At 58.1% G+C, this 13701-nt stretch carries 10 protein-coding genes; 6 read left to right on the forward strand and 4 right to left on the reverse strand.

The genetic code is table 11. From position 1 onward, the window contains the following. Positions 1 to 93: 93 nt before the first annotated feature. The 3 genes from SFX18_12010 to SFX18_12020 all read right to left on the reverse strand — a co-directional run bounded on the left by SFX18_12010 (position 94) and on the right by SFX18_12020 (position 4995). Positions 94 to 1386 (reverse strand): sulfite oxidase, encoded by a 1293-nt coding sequence (locus tag SFX18_12010; GenBank protein MDX1963872.1) that lies wholly within the window; start codon positions 1384 to 1386, stop codon positions 94 to 96. Positions 1387 to 1957: 571 nt separating this feature from the next. After that, positions 1958 to 3316 carry a histidine--tRNA ligase gene (gene hisS, locus SFX18_12015; protein MDX1963873.1) on the reverse strand — a complete coding sequence of 453 codons (1359 nt, stop codon included), beginning with the start codon at positions 3314 to 3316 and terminating at the stop codon, positions 1958 to 1960. Positions 3317 to 3642: 326 nt separating this feature from the next. After that, entirely contained in the window at positions 3643 to 4995 is a 1353-nt protein-coding gene (locus SFX18_12020) for a PQQ-binding-like beta-propeller repeat protein (GenBank protein MDX1963874.1), read from the reverse strand. Positions 4996 to 5178: 183 nt separating this feature from the next. Between SFX18_12020 and lpdA the strand changes: the two genes are divergently transcribed. From lpdA to SFX18_12040, 4 genes are all read left to right on the forward strand, one after another. Continuing rightward, positions 5179 to 6609, forward strand: a complete 1431-nt coding sequence (gene lpdA / locus SFX18_12025; protein ID MDX1963875.1) for a dihydrolipoyl dehydrogenase — start codon at positions 5179 to 5181, stop codon at positions 6607 to 6609. 218 nt (positions 6610 to 6827) lie between these two features. Next, the gene (locus SFX18_12030) at positions 6828 to 8300 is read left to right on the forward strand and encodes an aldehyde dehydrogenase family protein (protein MDX1963876.1); all 1473 of its coding nucleotides are present in this window, start codon (positions 6828 to 6830) and stop codon (positions 8298 to 8300) included. A 383-nt stretch (positions 8301 to 8683) separates the two neighbouring features. Next, positions 8684 to 10156, forward strand: coding sequence for an ABC transporter permease (locus tag SFX18_12035; protein MDX1963877.1), 1473 nt, complete (start codon positions 8684 to 8686; stop codon positions 10154 to 10156). A 215-nt stretch (positions 10157 to 10371) separates the two neighbouring features. After that, entirely contained in the window at positions 10372 to 11205 is an 834-nt protein-coding gene (locus SFX18_12040) for an AAA family ATPase (protein MDX1963878.1), read from the forward strand. Positions 11206 to 11560: 355 nt separating this feature from the next. Here SFX18_12040 and SFX18_12045 read toward each other — a convergent pair whose 3' ends face one another. Next, positions 11561 to 12034, reverse strand: coding sequence for a DUF1801 domain-containing protein (locus tag SFX18_12045; protein ID MDX1963879.1), 474 nt, complete (start codon positions 12032 to 12034; stop codon positions 11561 to 11563). A 179-nt stretch (positions 12035 to 12213) separates the two neighbouring features. Between SFX18_12045 and SFX18_12050 the strand changes: the two genes are divergently transcribed. After that, the gene (locus SFX18_12050; GenBank protein MDX1963880.1) at positions 12214 to 12864 is read left to right on the forward strand and encodes a SprT-like domain-containing protein; all 651 of its coding nucleotides are present in this window, start codon (positions 12214 to 12216) and stop codon (positions 12862 to 12864) included. Positions 12865 to 12997: 133 nt separating this feature from the next. After that, positions 12998 to 13615, forward strand: a complete 618-nt coding sequence (locus SFX18_12055) for a DUF2760 domain-containing protein (GenBank protein MDX1963881.1) — start codon at positions 12998 to 13000, stop codon at positions 13613 to 13615. Positions 13616 to 13701 lie beyond the last annotated feature (86 nt).

The raw sequence follows: 13701 nt of genomic DNA on the forward strand, positions 1-13701 counted from the left end.
TCACAAAAACAAAAAATTGAGAACGGGACCGGCAGAACGATCATGCGGCATGACACAAGGCGCATTAAGCGATGAGCACCCCGGTTGTGCGGCTTAGCCCACGGTAAAAGTGACTGTATCCACGCCGTTCCAGGCGTAACCCGCGGGATTCCAGGCGGCGGTCGCGCCATCCCGCGGCTGTGTCCGGCCCAGGGCGTCGATCGCGCGAGCGAGGAGCGTATGCTTTCCCGGCAATAATTTGACGGCCAAGCGCCAGGGATGCCAGGCATAGGGACTGGCGGGAGAAGCCAGTTCGGTGGTTAGCCAGGTGCGCCCTTCATCCAAGGAGAGTTGCACTGTTTCCAGCGGGCTGCGGCCATCGTTCCAGGCGACTCCGCGAAGTTCGACTTGTCCCCGCTGATCAGGACGCAACTGTTCCCCCGGCAGCGGGGCAAAGATCACACTTTTGATTTTCATCCGCCAGTTCGGTTCGCTGTTAGCTAGGGTGGAGGTAAACTTTTGGCCCGGCGCAATCGGTTCGAGCGGCGTGCGATAACGGCCAACATGGTGGTGGTTAGTGGACTCTTGATCGGCCAGCAAGAGATTATTTAGCCATTTAACATGCATCGTGGCATAGTACCCCGGCATGACCAGCCGCAGCGGTCCCCCATGCACCCGGGGAAGCGGCCCGCCATTAAGCGTCAGGGCCAGCAGTCCCCGCGCAAGCGCGTCGGCCAGGGGGACGCTATGTTCAAAATCGTCGCTGCCGGGTTTATAGATCGGATCGGCGCCGGCGGCGGTTAGAAATCGCGCGTCCGGGGGGGGAGTTATTTTTAAGTGCCGAAAAAGATCCTGCAAGCGCACGCCCCCAAACACCACATTAGCCATGGCTCCCTGTTGCCAAGGAACTCCCTCCACGGGGGCGGCGGAATGAAACAGGGAGCGGCTATTGCCAGAGCATTGCAGCACCACTTCCAACTCTGTCTGGGGAAGTTCCCGCAACTGCTCCACGGTGGTGGCCACCACGGGGGTGGGCATTCCGCCGATGGACAGCGACCAAGCGGCGGCATTGGGGTCTGGCTCAAGCGTCAGGGCGTCCGCCGGAAATTGGTTGTTGCGGACAAACATTAGTTCCTGTGGCGTTACTGAGTGTGCGCGCAAGAGTTCCAGCGGGGTCTCGATCTCGCCTGGACGAGGGCTGTGCACGATTAGGCGCGCATCCTTGCCAGGGATAATTTTGTCGGCCGTGTCCCGCGGCGGTCCTGGTGCGGCGGTCGCCGGGACCGGGGGCTGGTCCGCGCCGCTGGCTCTATCCGCCGATAAATGCAATGCCAGGGCGCTGCTGGAAAGTCCCCAAGCGGTCGTGGACCTCAGGAATTGACGTCGTGTGGAAAAATTCTGCGTCATGGGGGGAAGAAGAAGTAAAGTAACTTTTGCGAGCCCACTGGAGTGATAGCGCCGGGACAAAATTGATCGAATGGCAAATTTCTTGGTGGCTGGTCCCACCCATTAGTTTTTTCGCAGCCTTGAACATCCAGTGCCCATCCGTGGCTAAAAAATCTTATTTGCCACGGATACACGCGAATGAAACGTAGTTCGGGCTTCAGCCCCAAACCCAGGGGAACTGATAGCTATATTCGCTTGTCGAACTGAATGAATCGGGCCGTTGGCCCTTCCATTTATTTCTTTCCCTTTACCTAGGGGGACGCTGCGCTTGCCCTAGGCTGGGATCGGTCAGGCCTTTGGCCCGCAAATGTTTAGTCAACGAATAATCTTTGCACCTTGCGAAGGTTTGAAAGTTTAGTAGTACGGATTATAAGGGAACAGTGATCAATCAAACTATCTGTGGTAATCCATTCAAATCCGCGTCATCAGTGTTCCATGTCTTTGGGATTCTCCGTGCAACTCGGTGTGTGCTCTCGTTACTCCGTGATAAAAGTATTATCTAAATTCGCGAATGTAGCACTCCGCGGCTGACCTATTTGGCGATGGAATCTCCTCCCGCGGTTTCACTCAGCATATTCTGTATCTGGGTTTCTAATTCTCCTGGCGCGGTCAAAGAGGCCGTTACACTTTCGCCACTTTGCAACTGCTTAATTTGCACCGTCCCCGCGGCAAATTCCTGCTCTCCGGCGATCACCGCCAGCGTAAAACCCCGCCGGTCGGCATATTTAAGTTGCTGGCCCAGCTTTTTGGGGTCGGGAAAGACCTCCACGCCGATTCCCGCCCCCCTGATTCTGGCCGCCAACTGCAAATAATCGGCCAACCGCCCCGTGTCAAAATAGGCAATTAACACCGGCGCGGGCGTGGCAACCCGGGGCAATAGGCCCAGTTCCTCGAGCGCGGCCAACAGGCGATCCAGACCAAGGGACGCGCCGATGCCAGGGAGTTGCTGGTTGGTGTACAATTCGGCCAGATTATCGTACCGCCCGCCGCTGCAGACGCTGCCGATCCCGGGCAGATCATTGAGAATCGTTTCGTAAATCGTTCCCGTGTAATAATCCAGCCCCCGCGCGATTGAGACATCCAGTTGAATCCGTTCCGCCGGAACTCCCCCCGCCGCCACGCCGGCAAGCACTTCCCGCAGTTGGGCGACTCCCGATTCACCGAGGGGGTTGCCCGCTACCAGGGATTGCAGCTCAGCCAGGATTTGCTCGTTGGTCCCGGAAAGTTCGGCCAGCCGCAGGACGTTATCAGCCTGCGAGGTGGTGCACTGAGCGGTGGAAGCAAGCTCCGCCAGGACGCCGGCCGGGCCAATTTTGCCCAGTTTGTCGATGGCCCGCAGGACGGGAACGGATTTTTCCAGCAGGCCCTGTTTCTCCAACAGACCATTGAGGACGCGGCGATTGTTGAGGCGGATCGTGAACCGCTGGATGCCGATGGCCGTGAGCAACTCGTGAATGACGAGCGCGGCCTCGATATCGGCGGCAATTGACAAGGTGCCGATCGTGTCAAAGTCGCACTGCAAAAATTCGCGGTATCGCCCTTTTTGGGTGTTTTCGCCCCGCCAGACCGGGGCGATGTGGTATCGCTTGAACGGTAGGGGAAGCTGCGCCTGGTACTGCGCGGTAAAACGGGCTAGCGGCACGGTTAGGTCAAACCGCAGGCCGACATCGCGATCGCCATGATCCTTAAACCGATACAATTGCTTATCAGTCTCGTCACTTCCCTTGCCTAGCAAGATCTCGAGGTATTCGAGGGCGGGGGTGTCGATGGGACTAAAGCCAAAAGAGCGATAGACGCGGCGCGCGGTCTCCATGAGCCACTCGCGGGGGATCATCGCTTCGGGCAAATAATCGCGAAAACCTTTAAGCGTACGCGGTTCAATCTTGGGCAAGAAAAACTCCGGGGGTCGTGGCAATTAAGAATGAAAATTTAAGAATTAAGAATTGAAGAGGCAGTCACAAGGGGATGGGGTTGGGTGGCAGATGGAAATCTCAAATCTGAGATTTCAAATCTCAGATTTGGTACGGCGACTCCTACAATCTTCTCTAAAAAAATCTTCTCCGTGTACTTCGGTATTTTACTCCGTGGCTCCGTGATGAGTGTATTTTACTCCTTCTCAAACCAATCCAGCGCTAATCACCCAAATACCGCCGATACCATCGGCGGCTTTGGAAACGCTTCACTCCATTCCTCCAAACTCTACTTCTCCAGCATTCCCTACTTTAATTCGTAGCAATACAACGCTCCCTGGTCGCGGATGTACAATTTATCCCCTGCGATGGCAGGGTGGGGCCAACTGGGTTTGTCACTGGTGGGGAGTTGAAACGTCGCGGTGACCTCGTACTTTTGGGGATTGGCGGGGATCAGGGCAAGCAGGCCATTCTGGTACCGCCAAATGATGTAACCATCGGCGGCAATGATCGCTGCCGAGCCTTCTCCCGGTCCCCGAATTTTCTTTTCGCCCCAGGCGCGCTTGCCGGTCAAAAATTCCAGGCAGGTGGGAAAGCCCTTGTTTTGGCCATCTCCCCCGTAAATATAATCCCCAATCAGGATCATCCCCCCATGATGATTGCGGAATTCCTCGGCACTCAGGTAATAGACCTCTTCGGCGGCCAGTTGTTCGCCATTTTTGACGATTTTTACCAGCGCCGCCCCACCATCCCCATAACCGGTGCTGCCAAAGACATAATCCCCACGCACCACCGGCGTGGGGATATTGGCCACCTTACCCGCGACCCGGTTATACGTCCACAACAGCTTGCCAGTGGCGGCATCAATACCGACCAGCCCCCGGCCCAGCAGTTGCACATACTGCTTGACTCCGCCGCAATTGGCGATCACACAACTACTGTAGCCAGCCCCTGCTTTGCCGGCGTCCCCTTCGTCCGGGACGGCGCAGCTCCACAGGGTTTCGCCAGTAAGTTTATTCAAGGCTACGACCGTGTGCTCTTTGCCGCCGGGTGTGCAGATGAGCGCATCCCCATCGACCAGGGGGCATTCGGTATAGCCCCAGCCGCTCATCATCTTGCCTTTAAAGTCCCGCGATAGCGATTTACGCCAAATTTCCGATCCATCCACGGCATTCACGCAAACCAAATCTCCCCGCGAGCCTAGGGCATAAACCCGCTCGCCGTCCGCCGTCGGCGTGCAGCGGGGGCCGGGGTATCCTCCATTGTCCGAATGCCCACCGACAGAGGTTTCCCACAGTTTTGCCCCTCCTTCGCGGTTCAAAGCCATCAAAAATTCTGTGTTCTGCTGTTCGCCCATGGTGTAAATGCGGTCCCCCTGGATCGCCAGGCTGGCGTAACCATCCCCGAGGTTGTTAACCTGCCAAGCGACATTCAGACCGCCGGTCCAATCGGTTTTTAGCCCCTGAAGGGGGGAAATGCCGTCCCGGTTGGGGCCCCTCCATTGGGGCCAGTCGGTGGAGTTATTTTGTGCATCGGCGGCTGGGAGGCCACGCGGGGTCCAGCTCTCTAGAATGGCTCCTCCCGCCAAAAACAGCGCGACCAGGATCGGGGCCAACCGCCAGCGGCGGTCAAAAGGAAGAAGTGTTGTCAACAGGGGCATGACGGGGTTCCAGGGAAAGCGTCGGGGAGGGATGTTCGTTAATACCGCAAAATCGCCCTTTATCGTACTCCCGCCACGCTCCTTTTGGCAAGCGTGTGCCGTGCCTTGACGCGCGTCCCCCCCTCGCTCAGACTACAGACTACTCTTGAGTGATCCAAATACGTCAGAAGGAATGTGCGCTACATGACTCATGCCCCGCTTGTTGTTTTAGGTGGCGGTCCCGGCGGATACGCGGCCGCGTTCTTAGCCGCCGACTTGGGCCTGCAGGTTACTCTCGTCGAGGCCGATGCCCGCCTGGGGGGAACTTGCCTGTTGCGCGGCTGCATCCCCAGCAAGGCGCTCCTGCATGTGGCAAAAATTCTTAACGAGGCAAAGCATTTGGGCGAATGGGGGATCGATTTTACGGCTCCCCGCATCAATGTGGACGCCCTCCGCGCGCGAAAAGAAAAAGTCATTAGCACGCTCAGCGGGGGACTGGCGGGATTGGCCAAGCGGCGCAACGTGCGAATTATCAGCGCCAAGGGGAGCTTTTTGGCCAGTAACAAGCTGCGGTTGGAACGAACCGACACTCCCGGCGTGGTCGAGGAACTGACGTTTGATCATTGCATCCTCGCCACCGGGTCCCGTCCGGCTAAGATTCCCGCGTTTGAGATCGGCAGTCCGCGGGTGCTGGATTCGACCACAGCGCTGGATTTGGTGGATATTCCTGAATCGCTGCTGGTGGTTGGCGGGGGCTATATCGGGTTGGAAATGGGGACGGTCTATGCCGAGCTAGGGAGTCGCGTCAGCGTGGTGGAGTTAACCACAGGCCTGCTACCTGGCGCGGATCGGGATTTGGTGCGTCCGCTACACAAGCGCCTGGAGGGAATCTTTAGCAAAATTTATCTGGGGACCAAAGTCGCGGGCCTGCGCGATACCGGCTCGGCGATCGAGGTGAATTTTCAAGATGCCGACGGCGCGAACGAAAGAAAAGAGACGTTCTCCCGCGTGTTGGTCAGTATTGGCCGCAAGCCCAACAGCAACGACCTGGGCCTGGAAAACACTAAATGCCGCCTGGACCAGCGGGGCTTTGTGGTGACCAATGACCGACAGAGGACGGATGATCCACACATTTTGGCCATCGGCGATGTCGCGGGAGAACCGATGCTGGCTCACAAGGCCAGCCATCAAGGTCGCGTGGCCGTTGAGGGGTTGCACGACGGCACGGCCAAATTTGAGCCGCTGGCCATTCCCGCCGTCGTCTTTACCGATCCCGAAATCGCCTGGGCGGGCCTGACCGAAGAACAGGCCAAACAGCAGGGACGCTCGGTGGAAATCGCCACCTATCCCTGGGCGGCCAGCGGCCGGGCACAATCCCTGGCCCGAACCGAGGGGTTTACCAAAATGTTGATCGATCCCGAAACCGACCGCATCCTGGGGGTGGGAATTGTCGGTCCCGGTGCGGGAGAACTCATCAGCGAAGGTGTGTTGGCAATCGAAATGGGGTGCACAGCGAGGGATATCGCCGATAGCATCCATCCGCACCCAACGCTGAGCGAGACAATGGCCTTTGCCAATGAAAGTTATTTTGGCACCGCGACGGAAATCTACAAACCTCGCGTGAATAAGTCATAAAGCTCTTTACGTGACCCAAGCGGGCGGGTGGGTAAAAATGCCATTCCGCCCGCACATTGCCGCCCTTTGGCGGAATCTTGCTTGCTTTTACGCTTTATTCGGCGATAGAATTTGAATCGTGGGGAAGATGGTCCAGTTTTTTCCGGATCCATATCGCCCTGGCGTTTCCGCGCCGGGTTATTCCGGGCTGGTTCTCAATTTTTTAAGGGAGTCTTTTCATGGCCACGGTTGCAGCAGCGCCCCGGCGTCCGCAAATTCAACAAACACAATGTTTTATCGGGGGAAATTGGGTCCCCGCGGCCAGTGGTAAGACCTTTGGCACGTACAATCCGGCCACCGAGGAACTGATCGCCGATGTGGCCGAAGGGGATGCCGCGGATGTGGACCGGGCCGTGGCCGCCGCCCGCAACGCCCTGGAAAATGGTCCCTGGTCAAAAATGGACGCCCGCGACCGTGGGCGGCTGATGCACAAGCTGTGCGATTTGATCGAGGCTGAAGCTGACAATTTGGCCGCGCTGGAATCCCTAGATAATGGTAAACCCGTCCGCGACGCCAAAGCCGCCGATCTCCCCCTAGCGCTCGACTGTCTGCGCTACTATGCCGGTTACGCCGACAAATACCACGGCCAAACCATCCCCATTCGCGGCAATTACTTTTGCTACACCCGCCGCGAACCGGTCGGCGTGGTGGGCCAGATCATTCCTTGGAACTTTCCCATTTTGATGGCCGCCTGGAAGTGGGGTCCCGCGCTGGCCACCGGCTGCACCATCGTCATGAAGCCTGCCGAGCAAACGCCCTTGACCTGCCTGCGGCTAGCGCGGCTGGCACAAAAGGCGGGGATACCCGATGGCGTGATCAATGTCGTCCCCGGCTATGGACCGACCGCCGGCGCGGCGCTGGTAAAACATCCCGGCGTGGACAAGATCGCCTTTACCGGCGAACACCGGACCGCGCAAATCATTATGCAGGACGCCGCGGCCACGCTCAAACGCCTCACCTTTGAATTGGGGGGCAAAAGCCCCAACATCGTCTTTGCCGATAGCGATCTGGATGCCGCCGCCGCCGGCGCGCACTTTGGGCTCTACTTTAATCAGGGACAGTGCTGCACCGCGGGGAGCCGCCTGTTTGTGGAGGATAAAGTTTACGACAAAATGGTCGACAAAATCGCCGCGATGAACACTAACCGCAAGATTGGCGACCCCCTCGATCCAGAAACCGAGCAAGGCCCTCAAGTCGATCAGGCCCAATTTGACAAGATCATGCACTTTGTCGGCCTAGGTAAACAGGAAGGAGCCAAACTGGTCACCGGGGGACAGCGCCACGGCGAGAAGGGCTTTTTTGTGCAGCCCACGCTCTTTACCGAGGTCAAAGACGAAATGGCCATCGCCCGGGATGAAATTTTTGGCCCGGTGCTCTCCGTGCTACGATTTAAGGACGTCGATGACATTATCAAGCGGGCCAATAACACCTGCTTTGGCTTGGCGGCGGGGGTCTGGACGCGCGACGTGGCCAAGGCGCATCTGCTATCGCACAAAATCCGCGCTGGCACGGTTTGGGTGAATTGCTACGAAGTCTTTGACACCGCCGCGCCGTTTGGCGGATTCAAAATGTCGGGTATCGGCCGCGAACTGGGCGAGCGGGGCCTGGACGCGTACACCGAGACCAAAACGGTCATTGTGAATCTGGGGTAGAGGGTGGCAACGGCTCGCGGGGGGCCGAGCGCAGCGAACTCCCCGTACCAATGCAAAAGTATGAATGATGAAGGTGAATGCAGCCTTTTTTCCGCGATGCGGTTACATCCATTAGCCCAGGGTCGCGCAGCGCACCCTGGGTACACTGATTGTCATTTCCCGATCATCCGTGTTTCATCCGCGCGTATCCGTGGCAAACTATTTTTTTTAGCCACGGATGGGCACGGATTTTCACGGATGGAATTGCTGAAATTTGAGATATGAAATTTCAGATCAGATTTATGGGGATGAAATTCTTTCGCAAGCAGTGCCTTTTAACCTGCATCCCGTACAGTACCCTGTGCGAATAAGCTCCTACCGTTCATTTCCACACCGATAAAACCATGAGTCTCTGGACAATCGCCTGGCGCAGCTTACAGCAACGCGGAGTCTCTTCGCTTCTCACTGGCCTGTCGATGGCGCTGGGCGTCACGCTCATGGTGGCCATCTTGTCCGCCGGGCGCACCGTCCAAGATGCCTACGAGTCCGGTCCGCGACTCAACCATGATGTGATTGTCGGCCCCAAAGGAAGCAGCACCCAACTGGTCCTCAACACCGAATTTCACATCGATAAGACGCTCCCCTCCACGCTCCCCTGGACCTATTATCAAGAGTTTTTACCCGCCAAGGACCGCCCGGATAAGGTGGACGGCCGCTTTGCCAAATATGTGGACCTGGCCATACCCATTTGCAAAGGGGACTCTTATAAGGACGCGCACGTCATCGGCACCACGCCGGAATATTTTTGGTCGCCGCCTGACGAAGAGCCGCTCTTTAGCCTGGCCGAGGGGGAAATCTTTGGCTGGACAGATTATAACTCCGCCGTCGTGGGGTCGCGCGTCGCCGCCGAAAATGGCTTTTCCGTCGGAAGCACCTTTCGCCCCACCCACGGCATTGAACCAACCGGCGACGCCCACGAACATGAACCGGTAAAAATCGTGGGCGTGCTGGCCACGACCGGCACGCCAGCGGATCGGGCGATATTTATGAATTTGGATGGATTCTTGATGATTCATCATGAGGAAAATGAAGCCAAAGAGCGGGCATCCACGGTTATTGCCGCGCCAGCCGCCACTGCTGCAACCCCCAGCGAACCCCACAACCACGCGGCTGAAACCGCCGCGAAAGAAAGTACAACCAAAGACCATACGGAACATGATCACGCGGGCCATGACCATGAGGGACATGATCACGCCCACGGTCCCTTGCCCGATAGCAAAAAGGCAGTGACGGCGATTCTGGTTCGTACCAAGCAGTTGCAACGCTTAGATCGTGTAACCGGGCAATACCAAAGCGTGGGAGTGGGCAGCGGGCTATACTTAATTCCTTTGGTCAATCAGGATGTGATTGCCCAAGCGGTAAATCCGATCAAGGTGACGGCGGAGTTCTCGCAACAATTTGTGCAGCCCCTGGTGACGATCTTGGCCGTGATGACGGGGTTGATTGTGCTGGCCAGCGCGGTGAGTATTCTGGTGGGAATCTATAACTCGATGCACGAACGGCGGCAAGAGATCGGCATCCTCCGCGCGCTCGGGGCGGGCCGTCAGACCGTGATGCTGCTCATGTTTTTAGAGACAATTCTGTTAGCACTCTTGGGTGGGTTAGCGGGGTGGTTCTTGGGCCATTTGCTCATGGCGGGGGCGGGACCGATATTGACGCCGCGCACGGGGATCGTCTTTGCTCCGTGGGATGTTTCGCCCTGGGAGCTGATTTTGGTCCCGGGGCTGATTCTGCTCGCGGGCATTGTCGGATTTTTACCCGCGGTCACGGCCTACCGAACGGATGTCTCGCAGGCCCTGTCCGGGGCAACGGCGTAAGTGGGGGATTCTGGGTTTTAATTCTCTCTGGCGCCATGCTAGCTACCATGACGCACATGCTCCGTAGCCCTTTTACCGCGACTTGACCCGCAAACCGGCAACCGCTCTGGCAAAAAACCGGCTGCCAGCGTTACAATCCCCCGTCGCGTTCGGCCGATTTTTCACTGCCGGGCGCGTCTGCCAACTATTTTGCCCTGTGCCAGGAGGATTTCGCCATGCGCGCGCTTGCCGTCTTGAACCAAAAAGGGGGCGTGGGCAAGACCACCACCGCCGTTAATCTCTCCGCCGCGCTCGCCCAGGCTGGCCAGCGGGTCTGCCTGATTGACCTGGACCCCCAGGCCCACGCGACGCTGCACGTCGGCCTGACGCCGGGCGAGGCCGGCCCCAGCATGTACGATGTGCTGACCGGGGATCTACCCCTGGCGGCGGTGCGCAAACAACTCTCCGACAACCTTTGGGTGTTGGGATCGCATATCGATCTGGCGGCGGCGGAAGTGGAACTAGTCGGCGTGGTGGGGCGGGAAGTAATTTTGCGGGACAAACTGGCCGAGGACGCCCAGCGGCCGGATGCGCCCGAATTTGATTATGTGATCATTGACTGCCCCCCCTCCCTGGGGATTCTCACGCTGAACGCGCTGGCCGCGGTGGACGAGGTGCTGCTCCCCCTGCAGCCGCACTTTTTGGCCTTGCATGGATTAAGCAAATTGATGCAAACAATCGAGCTGGTGAACAAGCGCATCAATGACCGCTTACACCTGGCGGGGGTGGTGCTGTGTCTGTTTGAAAGCGGCACACGGCTGGCCAGCGAAGTGAGCGCGGACGTGGCGGATTTTTTTGCCCAGCAACGGCCGCAACGCAGCTTGCGCGGGGCAACCATGTTTCACACGCGGATTCGCCGCAATATCCGCCTGGCCGAGGCACCCAGCTTTGGGCAGACTATTTTTCAGTACGCGGCCGACAGCCACGGCGCGGCGGATTATGCCGCGTTGGCGGCGGAACTACACGAAATTCTGGCCGCGACTGAAATGTATTCCTCCCCCTCGGTGTGAGAGAGGAGAGGCGGGAGACGGGAGACGGGAGACGGGAGGCGAGAGACGCGGGTCGTGAGACGCGGGAGACGGGAGGAGGGAGACGGGAGGCGGGAGGCGGGGATCGTTTTTATTGGCCATAGGCGTTTGATCCTTTGCGGGCCACAGGCCCGACCTATTCCAGCCTAGGGCAAGCGCAGCGTCGCCCTAGGTTCATGGAAATTAATATTGGAAGGGCCAATGGCCCGATTCATCCACTTCGACCAATAGTAGCAAAACCGCCAGTCCTGTGGGTTGCGGGCTAAAACCCGCTCCACATCTAGAAGTTAAATTACTAAACTGTATGGCCAAAATTATAATTAAGATGAATGTCAGCTTACTTGCTCTTACCACCCTGACGGTCACGCAGCGCGGCCTCGTAATTCTTGATAAATTTCTTGGCGGATAGCCCCTTAATCGTTTTGGCGATCAGCGGCAGCGATAAATCAGCCAGCTTTTTAAAGCGTAGGCACGATTTGCCCAGGTCCAGCTTTAAACCGGTTTTTTGCCAGGCGGCGGTAAACTTTTCGACCGCTGCGGCGTCGGTATATAGTCCAAACAGATACAGCGAGTAATAATTTTTTTGCGCCGCCAAATGTAAAAATGGCAGGGGCTGCGCGGGGTCGCAGTGATACCCCGCCGGGTACGCGCGATGCGGCACATAATAGCCGATCATCCCATACTGCATCCCCTCGACAAAGGCGGGATCCAGGTTGGCCAGCACGACTTCCCGCACCGCCGCCACTACTTCCCGCCGCTCCAGGGGAAGTTCCGCCAAATAAGCCTCCACGGATTGCGCTTTACTCTGCATGGGGATTGGGGTAAGTATGGGTAATGCAGCGCGAGAATAGGGCCATGCCGGGCATCAGACCAAAACCATTTTTATAGCACGCGTAACAGACCGTGCTAGCGGTTAAGGCGGAGTCCTGGGCAATTTATTTATGTTATGTTAGGGGAACCGCGCACCTCGTTGGAAAAGGAATTCCCGTTATGAATCCCGTCCTGCATCTACCGCGGATCACCGCCGCGCAGCTTTCCGCCCATTCGTTTGAGGTCGTGCGCGAATTTTTGCCCCCTTCCGCCGCCCCCTTGGTCCAGCAGATCCTGGCCGAGGTCCCCTGCCTGGTCGTGCCGGTCAAAACCCGCAAAAGCAAGCATGGCGACCACCGCCCCGGCCATTACGACCGCTTTAGCCAGATTACCGTGAATGTCTGCGGAAATTCCTACCAATTTCTGATCACCCTCTTGCACGAACTGGCCCACGCCGCCATCCACGCCCAACATGGACTTCGGGTGCAGCCGCATGGGCGGGAATGGAAGCGCTGTTTTGCCGATTATTTGCGGCGGGCGTGGGACTTGTTTCCCGCGGACTTGCAAATACCGCTGCGGAGGCAGTTTCCCCTGCCCAGTAGTTCCAGTTTTCGCGATGTGGCGTTGCAACAGGCGTTGCGCAAGTACGACACGCTGGACGAACGGCCGATGGTGGCGGAGCTGCCGACGGGGACGCTGTTTTCGCTGGATGGCAAGCGGATTTTTCGGCTAGGCCCACAACTGCGGTCCTGTTTTCGCTGCAACACGCTGGAAGGTAAAGTCTACCGCGTGGCGGGAAGCGCCCGCGTGCAGACCATTTACACCGAATAACCCCGCAGATTCGAGGGGTGTTTTTTAGATCGCGGGGGCATTTGACGCCGCGCGGGGAATGGGCTACAACGCCCCTACCGGCGCGCTAATGCGGTGGGCGAATTTTTCTTTTTAAATTTTTGGTGGAATTGTTATGTTTTTGTGGACGGCACTGCGGGCGTTTTTTGCCACGTTATTTAACCGCGCTTTGGCGGAACAAGTTCGCGCGGTCCTGGACGGAAAACCCTTCGACGGGGAACTGCTGGGGGTAGAAGGGGCGGGCACGGCGTCTACAACCGCCAAGCGTCCCGCGGGAACGGCAACTTCGACCACGCCGCCCCGGCCAGCCGCTGGCGCTAGCTCCCCGCCCCCTCGACCAGCGGCTTCCGCCCGTAGCGACGCTTTGACGTTGTTGGCCGCCTTGCAGCGTGAGGGGCGACTGCTGGACTTTTTAATGGAGGACCTTGGCTCTTATGCCGACGCGCAGGTGGGGGCCGTCGCGCGGGATCTGCACCGCGACTGCCGCGGCGTGGTGCAGCGGATGTTTGGGCTGGCTCCCCTGGCCACGGAGCCGGAAGGGAGCCGCATTGAGCTAACCGCGCCATATGACGCCGCGCGGTATCGGGTGTTGGGGTCCGCGCCCGAGTCGGGCCGAATCACGGGCACCATCCTCCATCCCGGTTGGCAGGCCACCCGTAGCGAACTTCCCGTCTGGTCCGGCAGCCCCAGCGGACAAAATATCCTCGCCCCGACCGAGGTGGAGGTGCGGTAAGGGGGCATGTTTTGCTGGTATGATCGACCATGGTCGGACGCCGAGAAGGGTGACTAATCGGCGCTTGCCACCATTGATTTTAGAGG

The organism is Pirellulales bacterium (assembly GCA_033762255.1).
Classification (GTDB): Bacteria; Planctomycetota; Planctomycetia; order Pirellulales; family JALHPA01; genus JANRLT01.

Excerpts from the sequence above, each read along its gene's own strand:
- SFX18_12010 (MDX1963872.1), bottom strand. The coding sequence starts at position 1,386 with ATGACGCAGAATTTTTCCACACGACGTCAATTCCTGAGGTCCACGACC.
- SFX18_12020 (MDX1963874.1), bottom strand. The coding sequence starts at position 4,995 with ATGCCCCTGTTGACAACACTTCTTCCTTTTGACCGCCGCTGGCGGTTG.
- lpdA (MDX1963875.1), top strand. The coding sequence starts at position 5,179 with ATGACTCATGCCCCGCTTGTTGTTTTAGGTGGCGGTCCCGGCGGATAC.
- SFX18_12030 (MDX1963876.1), top strand. The coding sequence starts at position 6,828 with ATGGCCACGGTTGCAGCAGCGCCCCGGCGTCCGCAAATTCAACAAACA.
- SFX18_12035 (MDX1963877.1), top strand. The coding sequence starts at position 8,684 with ATGAGTCTCTGGACAATCGCCTGGCGCAGCTTACAGCAACGCGGAGTC.
- SFX18_12040 (MDX1963878.1), top strand. The coding sequence starts at position 10,372 with ATGCGCGCGCTTGCCGTCTTGAACCAAAAAGGGGGCGTGGGCAAGACC.
- SFX18_12045 (MDX1963879.1), bottom strand. The coding sequence starts at position 12,034 with ATGCAGAGTAAAGCGCAATCCGTGGAGGCTTATTTGGCGGAACTTCCC.
- SFX18_12050 (MDX1963880.1), top strand. The coding sequence starts at position 12,214 with ATGAATCCCGTCCTGCATCTACCGCGGATCACCGCCGCGCAGCTTTCC.
- SFX18_12055 (MDX1963881.1), top strand. The coding sequence starts at position 12,998 with ATGTTTTTGTGGACGGCACTGCGGGCGTTTTTTGCCACGTTATTTAAC.